The 14,495-nt window shown below is 72.3% G+C and carries 9 protein-coding genes; 4 read left to right on the forward strand and 5 right to left on the reverse strand.

Annotated elements, in window-relative coordinates; all coding sequences use genetic code 11:
• The first annotated feature begins 64 nt into the window (after positions 1 to 64).
• Positions 65 to 1,975: a DUF4215 domain-containing protein gene (locus WMF22_RS29210; protein ID WP_438031903.1), complete on the forward strand. Its 1,911-nt coding sequence runs from the start codon at positions 65 to 67 to the stop codon at positions 1,973 to 1,975.
• Positions 1,976 to 2,057: 82 nt separating this feature from the next.
• On the opposite strand, the gene WMF22_RS29215 is transcribed toward WMF22_RS29210, so the two are convergent.
• Together WMF22_RS29215 and WMF22_RS29220 are read right to left on the reverse strand one after the other, a co-directional pair.
• Positions 2,058 to 2,837: a hypothetical protein gene (locus WMF22_RS29215; RefSeq protein ID WP_437293296.1), complete on the reverse strand. Its 780-nt coding sequence runs from the start codon at positions 2,835 to 2,837 to the stop codon at positions 2,058 to 2,060.
• 156 nt (positions 2,838 to 2,993) lie between these two features.
• A complete protein-coding gene (locus WMF22_RS29220; RefSeq protein WP_437293297.1) occupies positions 2,994 to 4,220 on the reverse strand; it encodes a sigma-54-dependent Fis family transcriptional regulator in 1,227 nt (408 codons plus the stop codon).
• 163 nt (positions 4,221 to 4,383) lie between these two features.
• Here WMF22_RS29220 and WMF22_RS29225 point away from each other — a divergent pair, with 163 nt between their 5' ends.
• A complete protein-coding gene (locus WMF22_RS29225; RefSeq protein ID WP_438031904.1) occupies positions 4,384 to 6,450 on the forward strand; it encodes an ATP-binding protein in 2,067 nt (688 codons plus the stop codon).
• A 113-nt stretch (positions 6,451 to 6,563) separates the two neighbouring features.
• On the opposite strand, the gene WMF22_RS29230 is transcribed toward WMF22_RS29225, so the two are convergent.
• Positions 6,564 to 7,652 (reverse strand): Kelch repeat-containing protein, encoded by a 1,089-nt coding sequence (locus WMF22_RS29230; protein WP_437293299.1) that lies wholly within the window; start codon positions 7,650 to 7,652, stop codon positions 6,564 to 6,566.
• Between the two features lie 51 nt (positions 7,653 to 7,703).
• The gene (locus WMF22_RS29235) at positions 7,704 to 8,372 is read right to left on the reverse strand and encodes a hypothetical protein (protein WP_438031905.1); all 669 of its coding nucleotides are present in this window, start codon (positions 8,370 to 8,372) and stop codon (positions 7,704 to 7,706) included.
• Positions 8,373 to 8,646: 274 nt separating this feature from the next.
• On the opposite strand from WMF22_RS29235, the gene WMF22_RS29240 reads away from it, so the two are divergent.
• Positions 8,647 to 12,186 carry an AgmX/PglI C-terminal domain-containing protein gene (locus tag WMF22_RS29240; protein ID WP_438031906.1) on the forward strand — a complete coding sequence of 1,180 codons (3,540 nt, stop codon included), beginning with the start codon at positions 8,647 to 8,649 and terminating at the stop codon, positions 12,184 to 12,186.
• Positions 12,187 to 12,193: 7 nt separating this feature from the next.
• On the opposite strand, the gene WMF22_RS29245 is transcribed toward WMF22_RS29240, so the two are convergent.
• On the reverse strand, positions 12,194 to 13,234 hold the full coding sequence (locus WMF22_RS29245) for a Gfo/Idh/MocA family protein (RefSeq protein ID WP_438031907.1): 1,041 nt from the start codon (positions 13,232 to 13,234) through the stop codon (positions 12,194 to 12,196).
• A 406-nt stretch (positions 13,235 to 13,640) separates the two neighbouring features.
• Between WMF22_RS29245 and WMF22_RS29250 the strand changes: the two genes are divergently transcribed.
• Positions 13,641 to 14,486, forward strand: a complete 846-nt coding sequence (locus tag WMF22_RS29250; RefSeq protein WP_438031908.1) for a hypothetical protein — start codon at positions 13,641 to 13,643, stop codon at positions 14,484 to 14,486.
• Positions 14,487 to 14,495 lie beyond the last annotated feature (9 nt).

A 14,495-nucleotide genomic window follows, 5' to 3' on the forward strand; every position in this document is an offset into this window, starting at 1 on the left:
GCGTGGGAGACTGTCGCCAATTCACGCATCCCGAGAGGTCCCGGGCAACCGGAAGGAGCAGGTCATGCGTCCTCGATCTTCGTGGCTTGGTTCAACCATTTTCATCACGAGCTGCGCCGCCCTGGTGGCGAGCTGCTCTGCGAGCGCCGACCGCCCTTCCGGAGGCGGTGGCCCCGGTGGCGGCGGGGACAATCCCACCACGACGACCGGCGGCGATCTCGGCGACGGCGACACCACGGGGAGCGGATCGGACATCGGCGACAGCGACAGCGCGTACCGTTGCGGCGACGGGGGCCTGACCAACGACGAGGCGTGCGACGACGGAAACACCGTGGGGGATGACGGCTGTGCGGCGGATTGCCGCTCGGTCGAGCTCGGCTGGTCGTGCCCGCTGCCCGGGGTCGCTTGCACGCGTATCGCGCGCTGCGGTGACGGCGCCGTCGTGTTCCCGGAGCTGTGCGACGACGGCAACACCGAGGCGACCGACGGCTGCTCGCCGACCTGCAAGGTGGAGGTCGGCTTCAAGTGCAGCGGCAGCCCGAGCGCCTGCACGCGGACGACCTGCGGCGACAGGACGCAAGAGGGCGCGGAGAGCTGCGAAGACGGCAACACGATGCCCTTCGACGGCTGCTCCTCGAGCTGCCAGGCCGAGCCCGATTGCTCCGCGGGCTCCTGCGCGTCCACCTGCGGCGATGGCCTCGTGCTCGGCGAGGAGTGCGACGACGGCAACAACATCGACGGCGACGGCTGCTCCGCGACGTGCACGGAGGAGCCGGGCTACACCTGCGCCGTTCCCCAGCCCTCGGGATCGATGGCCGTGCCTGTCGTCTTCCGCGACTTCAAGGAGGCCCACCCCGACTTCGAGCCGGATGGTCCCGGCCGCAGCACGCCGGTCTTCAACATGGTCGCGCCCCGGCTCGACGCCGAGAAGAAGCCGACGTACATGACCACCGCAAACAGCCTGGTCAATAGCGCGCAGACCTTCGCCCAGTGGTACCACGACGTGCCCGGCACCAACAGCACCACGGTCACCACCCTCACGCTCTGGGACACCGGCGACGGCCGCTTCGTGAACCGCTGGGGCGAGGACGGAGAGCAGTGGACCCTGCTGTCCCAGGAGAGCGAGCACTATTGCGGCAACGTGGGCAACGAGGTGAACGACGAGGAGTGCACCTCGTCGGCCCAGGCCACCCCGCAGTGCGGCGACATCCACAGCGAGGCGTTCCACAGCTGCAACGTGCGCGACGGGGTCTACTGGGCGAGGTACATCGAGGAGACCTACGACGGGAATCCGCTGTTCTTCCCTGTCGACGACGATCCGTTCACCCCGGCGGCCGAGCGCGTCGCGGCCGACATCTTCCCGAGCTACGGCGGCGGCGACTGGCTGAAGGAGCAGGGCAGCCCGAAGCACAACTTCCATTTCACGAGCGAGATCCGCTACTGGTTCCAGTACAACGCGGGCGAGCAGTACGAGCTCGACTTCACCGGCGACGACGATGTGTGGGTGTTCATCAACGATCGGCTCGCGGTCGACGTCGGCGGCATCCACAGCGCCGTCAACGGACGCCTCGTCATCAACGCCAACGGGGGAGGCAGGGTGACCTACGCGACGGAGGAAGACGATGTCATCCAGCCGCGGAACGTCGACCTCGGCCTGACGGACGGCGGCGTCTACCAGATCGCCGTGTTCCACGCCGAGCGACAGACCGCGGCGTCGACGTTCAAGCTCACGCTGCAGGGCTTCGCGACGGCGCGCAGCGAGTGCAAGCCCATCTGCGGCGACAGCGTCGTCGGCCTGGGCGAGGAGTGCGACGACGGCGTGAACGACGGCGGCTACGGCGAGTGCGCGCAGGACTGCAAGCTCGGCGAGTACTGCGGTGATGGCGTCGTCCAGGCCGTGGAGGAGTGCGACGACGGCAACAACCGCGACGGAGACGCCTGCGGCAGCGGCTGCCGCAACCTCATTCCGCGCTGACCCGACGGAGGGTCGCCGCCCGATGCGATCGTCACCGGAAGCTGCCCGCGCGCTCCCGGCGACGATCGCCGCGAACCCCGCTTCAGAAGCAGATCCCGAACTCCGGGTAGCCGATGTCGATGCAGCTCCCGCCGCTGGCACACGGCGCGCCGAAGCTGCTCCCCGGGCAGAGCTCGATGCAGGTGAGGGTGACGCCCTCCCCGGTCAGGTCGCCGCACGCGGCGTTGGACACACACGCCTCGACGCCTCCACAGGTGCCTCCTACAGGGATGGTGCCTCCCGGGAGGCAGGCCGGAGCCCCTCCCACCAGCGCTCCTGGGGCACACCACTCGCCGCCGCCACAGCCGGCGCCGAACGGCGTGCACGCGCCGCCACCGCCGACCTCGGTCACATCGATGGAAATGTCCAGCTGCCCATCCCCGATCGTGATGATCGTGCCGTCCGTCTGGAATTGATAGACCAGCGGCGTGACGGCCCCATCGTGAATCGTGAATGAGACGGTGGGAGGCGAGAGCAGCGTCGCCTGCACGGGCACAAACGTGCCCCCATCATCGCGCTGCAAGACCCAGCCCTGCTCCAGGGTGCTCGAGTAATTGCCGGTGGGCAATGCCGCGCTGAGCACCGTCTCGCCCGGATCATCCGAGGTGCCGAGGTACGTGACGATCGGCCCCTCGATGCTGAAGATCGCGTTGCTCAGCCGGTATACGCGCCCGTTGGTCTGCGCCACCAGGGCGATGCTCGCGCGGCCGGTGGACTCCGCTTCTTCCGTGCCGTCCGGATCGACGGCGCACGCCGGGAGCAGCGGCGCCGCCGCAAGGAACATTGCCGCGAACCCGACGTTGACGAGCGATGATCGACTCATGCTGGACCTCCTCCAAGCGAAAAGACGGTCGAGCATAACGCGCGTCGAACCGCTCGCGGCGCGCGGAGCAAGAATCGGATCGCCGGGACGACGCCGTTCGATCGGCGATGGTGATGGCTCGCTTCTGCGGTGAGCGGCGCGCGCGGACCCGCCGGCTCAGGCCATGCACGCCGAGCGATCGTTCGCCGCGCGCTGCGGGGCTCCCGGGTGTGCCGGCACCAGCACACGCACGGGGCGCAGCGCGCGCGGGGCGAAGCCCGCGCCGGGTGAGAGCGTGAGGCACAGCTCTCCGCCCGTCGGCCTCGCCCGGAGCGCGAGGTGCACGGCGCCGCGGCGCGCAGCCCGGATGGCGCTCACCAGCACGCGAAAGAGCCCGCGCGCCAGGGTGTCGTGGTCCGCCAGGACCACCACGGGCTCGAGCTCCTCGATGCTGGTCGTGACGTCGAAGACAGCCGACTCGACCTCCAGCAGCTCCGCGAGATCGCGGATCAGCGCGTCGAGCGCCACCGGGCGCGGCGCCGCCGCCTCGCCCAGCGCGAGCGCCCGCCACAGCGCGGCGGAGCGCTGGAAGCGGCGCAGCACGCTGGCGGCGAGGTGGAGCAGATCGCGCGTCTGGGCGAGGACGCTCCCGGCGAGCTGATCCGCGGCGAGCTCGATCCTGAGCCGCGCGGCGGCCCGCGCCTGGAGGATGTCCTGGAGCAACCGCCGCAGGTCCTCCATGGGCACGTCCCGCGCAGTGAGCAGACGATCCATGTCCCGCTCGAGCCGCATGGCGAGGAGATCCATCTCGATGGCGCGCGCGGCGCAGAGCAGAATTTCGCGGAGACGACAGCCAATCTCGGGTCTCCTGACCGAGAGGCTGAGCACGCCGATGGCCGCCCCATCGCCGTCCCGGAGCGGGAGCCCATGGCACGTGAAGGCGTGGAATCCCTGAATGAAATGCTCCGGCCCCACGAGCTCCGTATAGCCATCTTCGGCGAGCGCCGTACCGACGCCGTTCGCGCCACAGACGCGCTCCTCGAGCAACGCGCCCGGACCGGGCACGCGCTCGGGGCCGTGAATCGTCTGCTCGTCACCGCGGACATCCAGGAGGATCGCCCGCGCGTCCCCCACCATGATCGCATGGCGCTCGTCGCCCGAGGCCAGGCTGAGCGCGTGAAGGTAGGGTTCGGAAGCGAGGAGGAGGTCCTGGTGCCGCGCGCGCAGGCGCTCGGTGTCGAGCGCGCTCAGGAACTCGGCCTTGGGGCGGCGCGGATCGGCCCCTCCCCCGTGAGAGCGCACCCAGGCGCGGTGCACGTGAGGGCGCAGCTGCTCCGCCTCCAGGGCGCCGATCGAGCGGTAGAGGCGCCCCGCCTCGAGCGCTGATTCCAGCCATGCTGCCATGAGCCCACCCCTCGTTCAAGCGCGCGGTTGCGTCCGCCATCGTCCGCGATTCGACTCCGGGATCTTGCACAGTTCGTACCCTCGACACGCCTCCTCGAGAGGCGAGCCGCGAGGAAGTGAGCTATTTCAATGCTCCATTTTCCGAAGGAAGAGCGCGGACCGTATGCAGGCACCTACCGTCCTGATCGTCGATCATGACGAGGCCCAACGAGAGGAGATCCGCCGCACGCTCGAGGCCGCTGGGCTGCGGGTCGAGCTCGCGGCGACGATCGCGGAGAGCCTGCGAAGAGCCCACCGACCGCCGGACCTGGTGCTCATCGGCGTCGATCTGCCGGACGGCGAGCGGTGCGAGCTCTGCCAGCGCCTCCAGGCGGCCCTGGGCGCGGCGGCCACGCCGGTGCTGCACGCCAGCCGGCCGAACGCGGCCGTCGGTCGGCCATCGATGTCGAGCTCGACGCTCGGTCCGACGTGCGGTTCCGCGTATGGTTCAGCGTATGGTTCCGCGTACGATTGCTGTCGTGCCGGCTCGCGCGCATGGCCGGCCGAGAGCCGGCTCCTGGTGACGGCCGTACGCGCTCTGCTCTCGGCGCGCGCGGCGAACGTCGCGCGCGCCGAGAGCGACGAGCGGTTCCGCGCGGCCTTCGATCAGGCGGCGGTGGGGATGGCCCACGTCTCCCTCGACGACCGCTTGCTCCGCGTGAACCCGAAGCTCTGTGAGCTGCTCGGATACACCGTCGAGGAGCTGCTGGCGCTCCGCGCCCAGGATCTCCGGCACCCGGACCACGCGGAGGGGGCGCTCCGGCACGTCCATGCGCTGGGTGATGGGGAGATCCCCTCGTCCACCACCGAAGAGCGCTGCGTGCGGCGCGACGGGTCGATGCTCTGGGTCGCGGTCACGCGCTCGCTCGCCCGCGATCGCGCGGGGGCGCCGCTGTACGTCGTCGAGGTCGTGAAGGAGATCGAGCGCCGCAAGCGGGCCGAGGAGGCGCGGGAGCGGGCGCTCGCCTGCGAGCGCGTCGCGCGCATCCGGGTCGAGCTGGCGGAGGCGCGCGTCGCGCGCCTCCAGACGTTCACGTCCGAGCTCTCGCGCGCGGTGACGCCCGCGCAGGTGGCCGAGGTGGTCCTCTCGCTCGGGCTCGCCGCGCTCTACGCCGACGCGGGGTACGTCGCGCTGCTCGCGGAGGACGACGTGATCGAGGTCCTCCGCGCGCCCGGCTACCCCGAGGACGTTGTCGCGCGCCTGCGCCGCATTCCCATGTCCGCGCGCATGCCCGTCGTCGACTGCATCCGCTCGGGCCAGCTGCTGATCTTCGAGTCGATCGAGGCGTATCAGGCCGCCTACCCCGACGCGCCGGCAGGCGACTGGGCCAAGACCCTGATCTGCGTCCCCATGACGCTGGGCGACGTGACCATCGGGGTGCTCGGGGTCACGTACCGCGACACCTGCCGGATCAGCGAGGACGACCGGCGCTTCATGACCACGCTCGCCCTGCAATGCGCGCAGGCCCTGGAGCGCGCGCGCCTCTACGAGGCCGAGCAGCGGGCGCGGCGGCTCCGCGAGGAGGCGCTGGCCATCGCGGCGCACGACCTCCGGAACCCGCTGTCGTCGATCATCCTGGCCGCGTCCCTGCTCGAGCGATCGGCCCCCGCGGACGCGGCGGGGCAGCCGCTCCGCAATCGGGCGCGGCAGATCAAGCGCGCCGCGGAGCGCGCCGTCGAGATGCTCGGCGAGCTGCTCGACGCCGCGATCATCGAGGCGAAGGGCCTGAAGCTCGACATCCAGCCGTGCGAGGTGGGCTCGCTCGTGCGCGAGGTCACCGAGATGCTCGCGCCGCTCGCCGAGCAGAAGCGGATCCAGCTCCACACCCTCCTTCCGGGGAGCGGCCTGGAGCTCAGCTGCGACCGCGGCCGCATGCTCCAGGTGCTGTCGAACCTCGTGGGCAACGCCCTGAAGTTCACCGCCGAAGGACGGGAGATCACGATCGGCGCGGAGCGCCAGGGGCCCGATGTCCGCCTGTCCGTCAGCGACACGGGCACGGGGATCCGGCCGGAAGACATCCCGCGCCTGTTCGATCGCTACTGGCAAGGGCGGGCGGCGCGCTGCGCGGGCGCGGGGCTCGGGCTGTACATCGTCAAGGGCATCGTCGAGGCGCACGGGGGGCGGATCTCTGTCGATAGCGAGCTCGGCGCGGGGACGACGTTCTCCTGCACGATCCCCGTCACGCGCTGAACCCAGGGAGGCCAGCCCGCTCCTCACCGCATGCCCGACGGGTTGCACGACTCCAGCAAACTGGAGCCAGCTCCACTTGATGAGCCGGCGCTCCTGCGCCCGGCGCGCGGCCGTTACCGCGCCACGTCGACGGACTCGACGGATGCGGTCAGCTCGTTGTCCGCCGCGGATCGCCCGCCGAGGACGATCACCTCGCCGCCGCCAGGACAGATCAGGGGGCTGAAATACCGCGTGAACTCCAGGGCTCCCGCGGGCTCCCAGCCGTCGCCCGCCGCGTTGAGCCGGAAGAGGCCGTCGGCGATGTTGAGGTAGAGGTCCTGTTCGTCGTTGCACGCCGTCGCGCCGAAGCCCGCAATCGGGATCTCCGAGGGGAGCGCCGGGCCGGGCGACCAGGTCTCGGTCTTCGTGTCGAATCGGTAGACCTCGCCCGAGAACGCCATCCCCTCGCCGACGCCGCCGAGCGCGTAGATCGTGTCACCGCGCCTCGCGACGCCCAGCGAGCGGAGCGTGAACGGCGCCTCGGGCAGGGGGACCCACGCCGCGTCGGGCGTCGAGAGGTCGAGCACGACGCCCCGGGTCAGCAGCTCGCCGGGGCCCGCGAGCGTCCAGCCCCCCACGACGTACAGCCGGTCGCCCACCACCACGGCCCCGTGCCCGGAGCGCCCCTCGGGCAGGTCCGGCATGGCCTGCCATGTCCCTTCGCGTGGATCGTAGCGCTGGACCGTCGCCACCGAGGTGAGGACCTCGGGCTCGTCGATGGCGCTGTCCACGCGAAGTCCGCCGATGCGGTAGAGGAAGCCGCCGTGCGCCACGAGCGCGGTGCTCTCCAGGTGCTCCACGGCCCCGAGGTCCTCCCAGGCGCCGCCTTGCGCGCGGGAGAGCCGCCGGAACCCGGTCGACTGGTGCTCGGCTGCAAAGCCTCCTCCGAGGTTCCCTCCGTAGGTATAGATCGTGTCGTCGGTGAGGGCGGCGCCGAAGGAGCTGACGGCCTCGGGCAGGTCGGGATAGCGGCGCGGGGGCTGAGCCCGCGGCAGATCGAGCTCCCGGGCCTCCCCCGTGGGGACCGTGGGGAGCCAGCGGAACGCTGGGGCCGTCGGGGCCGGCTGCAGCTGCTCGTCGTCGCCGCAACCCAGGACTGCCAGAGCGCTCGCCGCGGCGAGCATGCACCGTGTAAACCACAGCGAACCGTTCCAGTGAGACATCGTGACGGATCTCCTTTTGAGTGAAGCCATGGACCGCTGGCGGCCTCCTCCTCAATCGATCGCGGCGCCATGAGCGATCCAGCGGCGAACGGTGTCTTTCTCGCCGGCCGAGAGCGGCTTCAGCGTCGGCGGCATCGCGAGGCCACACCCCTCGTCGCACGAGACGAGCTCGCATTCGAGCGTTCCATCGATCTTGTGCATGACGTAACTGTGCTCCGGGTCCCCCGGCGCCACGCGCTTCATCCCGGAGGCCTCGCCGGAGTCGACGTTCACGTTCTGCTCGCGGATGGCGGCGAGCTCCTCCGCGCTGACCTGCGCCGGCGGCGTGCTCGCGGTAGGTCCCAGGTAGGGCCGCGTCGGGTCGCCGCCCGTGTCGGCATGACAAGCGGCGCCGGTCGCGCAGGAGCGTTGCAGGAGCGGCAGCACCTCCGTCCGGAACTCCACGGGGCGCCCGGCGTCGAAGCGCGTGTAGTCGTGGCAACGCGCGCCGCCCTGGCCCGCGCTCCCGGCGCCGCCGTCGCCGCCGTCGCCGCCGTCGCCGCCGTCGCCGCCGTTGCCGCCAGCACCGCCGTTGCCACCGGCGCGCCCGCGCTCGCCGCCGCCGCACGCGGCTGCCGCGAGCGCCAGCAGGAAAACGGGGACGAGCCGGCGGCGGCTCGACGGCGCGCCCGGCACACGCAGCGAGCTGCGCTCGGCGGGAGGGAGGTTCAGGAGCTGCATCAGGTGCGCGGCAATCTAGTTCAAGCGCACGCTGGACACATGCCTCGATCCCGGCGCTGGCGCCCCTGTCGCGCCCCCGCGGTGATGCTGTCCGTCGAGAGGATGCAAGTCCCCTGCGTCTCCACGCCGCACCGACCACGCCGTGGGATTCGCCGCTCGGCCGCGCTCGCCGAGGCGGGAACCTCGGGCCCGCCCGGGTTGTCGATCGCCCAGCCCCACCGCCGGCGGGCCCGCGCCCTGGCTCGGCCCACCGCGCAACGACCGGAGATGCCCCGTGCCCAGAGCCCTCCTCCGCAGCCGCGCTGCGCTCGCCGCGATCGCCGCCCTCGTCCCTGCCCTCCTCAGCTGCGCCGACAGCCCCTCGCCGCCCGCGACCCCCGCCTCGCTCTCGCGCGGGCCCGTGCCTGCCGCGCCGCGCCCCCTGCCCGCCGCGCCGGCCGTCGCCGTCGCGGCGCGCCGCGCCGAGGCCGCGCCGTTCCGGCTCACCGCCGCGGACGGCACCGGGCTGCGCCTCGTCGCGCTCACCGGCCGCGCGGTGATCGAGGCGCCGCTCGCGCTCGCCGAGCTGCACCTCACCTTCGAGAACCCGGAGGATCGCGTGCTCGAGGGCACCTTCAGCGTGACGCTGCCGCCCGGCGCGAGCGTCGGGCGCCTCGCCATGAAGATCGACGACCGGTGGCAGGAGGGCGAGGTCGTCGAGCGCCAGCGCGCGCGCGAGGCGTACGAGGATTTCCTCCACCGCAAGCAGGACCCTGCGCTGCTCGAGCAGGCGGCGGGCAACGAGGTGAGCGCGCGGGTCTTCCCCATCCCGGCGCGCGGCGTGAAGCACATCGTCCTGTCGTACTCCCAGGAGCTCCGCCCGGACGCGCCCTTCGCCGTCCCGTTGCGCGGCCTGCCCACGGTGAGCCGCCTCGACATCGAGGCCACCGTCGCCGGCGCCGCGGCGCCCGTCCACGCGCTGCGCCGGGACGACGCCGCGCCCGAGGCCGATTTCGTGGTGGATCCCGCGCGGCTCGCGTCGATCGAGGCGCGCGGCGGCCTGCGCAGCGGCGAGCTCGTGCTCGCCCGCGTGAGCGCTCCGGTCGACGCGCGGCCCGATCCGCTCGCCTCCGCGGTGATCCTCGTGGACACGAGCGCCTCCCGCGCGCTCGGGCTCGAGGAGCAGCTCGGCGTGCTCGCGGCCCTCGCGCGGGCGGTCGCCCAGGCAGGCGGCCCGGGCGCGCCGCTCACCGTCGCCTGCTACGACCAGGCCGTCACCCCCGTCTTCGACGGCGCGGCCGCGGCGTTCGGCGAGGTGGAGCTCGCGCGCATCCGCGAGCGGCAGGCGCTCGGCGCCTCGGATCTCGGGCGCGCGCTCCGCTGGGCCGGCGAACGCGCGCGCGCCCGCGGCCAGCGGCGCGTGGTGCTGCTCTCCGACGGCATCGCCACGGCGGGCGAGGTCGCGCCGGGCGCGCTGCGCGGCGCCGCGGCGGCGCTGCGGGGCGCGGGGGTCGAGCGGCTCGACGCGGTCGCGCTCGGCGGCCTCCGCGACGAGGTCGCGCTGCGGCAGCTCGTCGCGGCGGGCCTGCCCCGCGACGGCGCCGTGGTCGACGGCGCGCGCGGCGCCGCCGAGATCGAGCGGCGCCTCGGCTCGGCCACGCGCTCGGGGATCGCGGTGAACATCGAGGGCGCGCGCTGGGTCTGGCCCCGCACCCTGAACGGCGTGCAGCCCGGCGACGAGGCGCTCGTCTACGCCGAGGTGCCGGCCGAGCTGCCCGTCCGGCTCACGGTCGACGGCCGCGCCACGACGCCCGACCTCCGCCGCGTGGAGCGCCCGCTGCTCGAGCGCTCCTGGGCCCGGGCGAAGATCGACGGCCTCCTCGCCCGAGAGGGCGAAGGTGGCGACAAGGACGCGATCCGCAAGCAGATCATCGATCTCTCGATCGCGCACCGGGTGCTGAGCCCGTACACCGCGCTGCTCGTGCTGGAGACCGAGCACGACTACGCGCGCTTCGACATCGCCCGGCGAGGGCTCTCCGACATCCTGACCGTGGAGGGCGGCCGCGTCGCCGTGCAGAGGCGCTCGCGGCCGCAGTCCGGGAAGCCGCCGGCCCCCGCGCCGGCCCAACGCCCGGTCGCCGGCGCTTCGCCTGGCAAGCAGGCCGAGGTTTCCACGGAGCAGAGCGCCGACGTTTCCCCTGGCGGGAGCGCCGCCCTGCGCCCTCCCCCCGCGCCGCCGGCGCCTCCTGCCGGCGCGGACACCCGACACTTCTTCATCGTGGACGGGGTCGCGCCGACGGGCGCCAGCGGGAGCGCCGGCGGGCTCGGGCTATCGGGCGTCGGCGAGGGCGGCGGCGGTCGCGGCGAGGGCATCGGCCTCGGCGACATCGGCACCCTTGGCCACGGCAGCGGGGCCGCGGCGCCCGCGCCGAGCGCCGAGGCGGCCACGGGCACCGGCCAGGGCTTCGGCAGCGGGCACGGCCGCCTCGCTGGCAGCCACCGGGCCAGGGCGCCGCAGGTCCGCGCGGGCGCCACCCTGGTGAGCGGCCGGCTCCCGCCGGAGGTGATCCAGCGGATCGTCCGCCAGAGCTTCGGCCGCTTCCGCCTCTGCTACGAGCAAGGGCTCCAGCGCGACGCGGGCTTGCAAGGCCGCGTCGTCGTGCGCTTCACCATCGACCCGCGCGGCGCGCTCGTCAACGCGCGCGACGGCGGCTCCGATCTGCCCGACGCGGCCACGGTCTCCTGCGTGGTCCGCGCCTTCCGCGACCTCACCTTCCCCGCGCCCGAGGGCGGCAGCGCCGACGTGGTGTACCCGATCCTGTTCGCGCCGCCCTCGAGCGACGCGCCCGCGCTGGCCGCGCCCTCGCCCGACGCCCCCGGTGCGCCCGGCGACGCCGCGCCCCCTCGAGCGGAGCCGTACACCGGCCGCTTCAAGCAGATCCACGACCTCCTCGCCCGGGGCGACGCGCCTGCCGCCGTGCGCGACGCCCGGGCCTGGCACGCGGAGGCCCCCGGCGACGTGCTCGCGCTCGTCGCGCTCGGCGAGGCGCTCGAGGCGGCGAGCGACACGCCGGGCGCCGCCCGCGCGTACGGCTCGCTGATCGATCTGTTCCCGGCGCGCGCGGATCTCCGCCGCTTCGCCGGCGCGCGCCTCGAGCGGCTCGCGGGCGGTGCCGGCCTCGAGCTCGCGGTCGACACGTACGAGAAGGCGCGCGAGCAGCGCCCCGACCACCCCGCGAGCCACCGCTTGCTCGCGTTCGCCCGCCTCAAGCGGGGCGAGCACGCCGCCGCCTTCGACGCGCTCGCGGCGGGCGTCGCGCGCCGCTACCCGCCGGGGCGCTTCGCGGGCGTGGAGGGCATTCTGCGCGAGGATCTCGGCCTTGTCGCCGCGGCGTGGCTCAAGGCGGAGCCCGCGCGCCGGGCGGCCATCCTGGCCCGGCTCGCGAAGGCCGGCGCCGCGCTCGAAAACGCGCCCTCGCTCCGCTTCGTGCTGAACTGGGAGACCGACGCCAACGACGTCGACTTCCACATCCGGGACGACCGCGGCGGCCACGCCTACTACGGCGACCCGACGCTGCCAGGCGGCGGGCGCCTCTACGCCGACGTGACCACCGGCTACGGGCCCGAGTGCTTCACCATCCGCGCGCCCCGGGAGCAGCGAGCGAACCGGTACACCCTGCAGGCGCACTACTACGCGCGCGGCCCGATGGGCTACGGCATGGGCAAGCTGCAGATCGTCGACCACGACGGCAAGGGCGGTCTGACCTTCGACGAGCGCCCCTTCGTGGTCATGACCGACGGAGCCTTCGTGGAGCTCGGCGCCGTCACGCGCTGACGCGCCGCTAGACCCTCTCCCAGCGCCCGCTCTCGACGGAACGGAAGAGCGCGTCGATGACCCGCATGTTGCCCACCGCGACCTCGATCGAATTCTCGACCGGGCTGCCCGTGCGGATGGCGCGCGAGAACGCCTCGCTCTGCAGGTGGTACTGGTCGACGGCGGGGAACGAGGTGACCCTGGCCGAGCTGCAGTTCAGCGTCGAGCCGTCATCGAGGAAGACCTTGCACGGCTGGTCGGCGGGGGCGTTGAACGGGATCTCGATCTCGAGGCGGCCCCTGGTGCCGAGCGCGTTCACGCGCTGGTAGGCCACCGCCTGCGTGCTGCACGTGAACGTCAGGTGCGCGCCGCCGTAGTCGACGAGGCCCGAGGTCACGCGATCGGTGCCGAACTCGGGATCGCGCTCGACGAGCGCGATCGCCCGCACGGGCTCGCGTCCGAACAGGAAGCGCGACGTGTTCACCGCGTAGCAGCCGATGTCGTAGAGCGCGCCGCCCCCGACTTCCATCTTGTTGCGGATGTTGGTGGCGTCGCGGTTGAAATACGAGAACGCCGCCTGGACGCTGACCAGATCGCCGATCTGGCCGCCTCGCACCCAGTCCCTGGCCTGCTGCCACTGCGGGTGGTTGCGGACCATGAACGCTTCGGCGATCAGCTTGCCCGTCTCGCGCTGGACGTCGACGAGCGCCTCGGCGTCCTTCGCGCTGAGGGCGATCGGCTTCTCGCACAGGACGTGCTTGCCGGCGCGGGCGGCGCGCGCCGTCCACGTCACGTGCAGGTGGTTGGGCAGCGGGTTGTAGACGGCCTCGATCTCCGGATCCTCGAGCAGCTCATCGTAGCTGCCGTACGCCTTCGGGATCCCGAGCGACCGCGCGGCGTCGCGCGCCTTGCCGATGTCGCGCGACGCCAGCGCGGCGAGCTGGGTCAGGGGCCCCCGCTTCATGCCGGGCAGGCTGACCGCCAGCGCGAAGTTGCTCGCCCCGAGGACGCCCCAGCGCACGGGGGTGAGGGATTCTTCGGACGTCGGACGTTCGGCAGATGTGGACATGGGCACCTCGCTGCTCGCGAAACTAACGGTCGACGGCGCGCCTGTAAACGCTCGGCAAGCACCGGCGGAACCGACGAGGCGACGAGGCGACGAGGCGACGAGGCGACGAGGCGACGAGGCGACGAGACGCCGAGGCGACGAGGCGACGAGGCGACGAGCGCCCCGCGATCTCCTCGCCGCCAATGACGTACCCGGGATCGTTCAGGGGCGGAACAGGCGAGACAGGCGAGACAGGCGAAACAGGCGAGACAGAGCACGCCATCGAAGTCCCCCTCACGCTCCAGACGTCTGACCATCGGACGTCACGTCACGACTTCGACCCGCGCGCTCGACACCCTCGGCAGACTCTGCCACTATTACCAGAATTGCAGCCTTTCAGTGGGGGACTGATATGGCTCGAAATACCATGGTAGGTCTGATACCGCTCATCGTTCTGGCCGGAACCGGATGCGGCGAGGACGGAGAGTGGCTGGAAGAGCCCCTGGGCGAAGCGCGGAGCGCGCTGGAGGCCGGCAATGCGCTCAACCCCAACGCGCTCAACCCCAACGCGCTCAATCCCAACGCGCTCAACCCCAACGCGCTGGCTGTCGGCGCCTTGAGCCTCATCGCCCTTGGCTCGCAGGCGCTGACCGCGATCCTCGACCCCGGGCCGAACGGCGCCCTCTCACGCGAGCACCTGAGGTACGCCGTCGAATGCGCCCTCGAAAGCTCGCAATCATTCCGCTTCGGCTGGATCGACGCCTCTGGCGTCTATCACGACGAGATCTACACAGGCATGCTCGGGCTCGCGAGGAGCTGGGCGTGGATCCCGCTGGATGGTGACGGACAGCGCTGGGTCTCGGCGTGCCTCGCGGCGCGCACCAACTACTACGGGGTCCCCGTCACGCTCTCCTCGCGTGGACCCACGAAGGCGATCAACAAACAGAACACGCCGGAGGTGTCCACGTTCACGCGGGAGGAGGGCGCGTTCTGGGGCAACATCTACGGGAGCTCGCCGGCGCTCTATGCCTGCCATGTTCCAGAGAACGAGGCGAGCTCACGGGCGGCGCTTCGCGACTGCGCCGCCGGGCACATCGACGAGACGACTGGCTCCATCCAGCCGTGCGGGGCGATCCAGCTCCTTGGCCCGTGCAGCAGCTATTGCGACCCCATTGCCCCCAAGAACGGCATCTACCACCCTTCATGCTTCACGGATCCGGCGAACCGCCCGGCCACCATGAGCTTGCAGCCGATCACGGTGTTCCTCGAATGAGAGGGAGGC

Source organism: Sorangium sp. So ce204 (genome assembly GCF_051526795.1).
Classification (GTDB): Bacteria; Myxococcota_A; Polyangia; order Polyangiales; family Polyangiaceae; genus Sorangium; species Sorangium cellulosum_B.

Coding starts and splice junctions, on each gene's coding strand:
- WMF22_RS29225 (WP_438031904.1), top strand. CDS start 4,384: ATGCAGGCACCTACCGTCCTGATCGTCGATCATGACGAGGCCCAACGA.
- WMF22_RS29230 (WP_437293299.1), bottom strand. CDS start 7,652: ATGTCTCACTGGAACGGTTCGCTGTGGTTTACACGGTGCATGCTCGCC.
- WMF22_RS29220 (WP_437293297.1), bottom strand. CDS start 4,220: ATGGCAGCATGGCTGGAATCAGCGCTCGAGGCGGGGCGCCTCTACCGC.
- WMF22_RS29235 (WP_438031905.1), bottom strand. CDS start 8,372: ATGCAGCTCCTGAACCTCCCTCCCGCCGAGCGCAGCTCGCTGCGTGTG.
- WMF22_RS29210 (WP_438031903.1), top strand. CDS start 65: ATGCGTCCTCGATCTTCGTGGCTTGGTTCAACCATTTTCATCACGAGC.
- WMF22_RS29245 (WP_438031907.1), bottom strand. CDS start 13,234: ATGTCCACATCTGCCGAACGTCCGACGTCCGAAGAATCCCTCACCCCC.
- WMF22_RS29215 (WP_437293296.1), bottom strand. CDS start 2,837: ATGAGTCGATCATCGCTCGTCAACGTCGGGTTCGCGGCAATGTTCCTT.
- WMF22_RS29250 (WP_438031908.1), top strand. CDS start 13,641: ATGGTAGGTCTGATACCGCTCATCGTTCTGGCCGGAACCGGATGCGGC.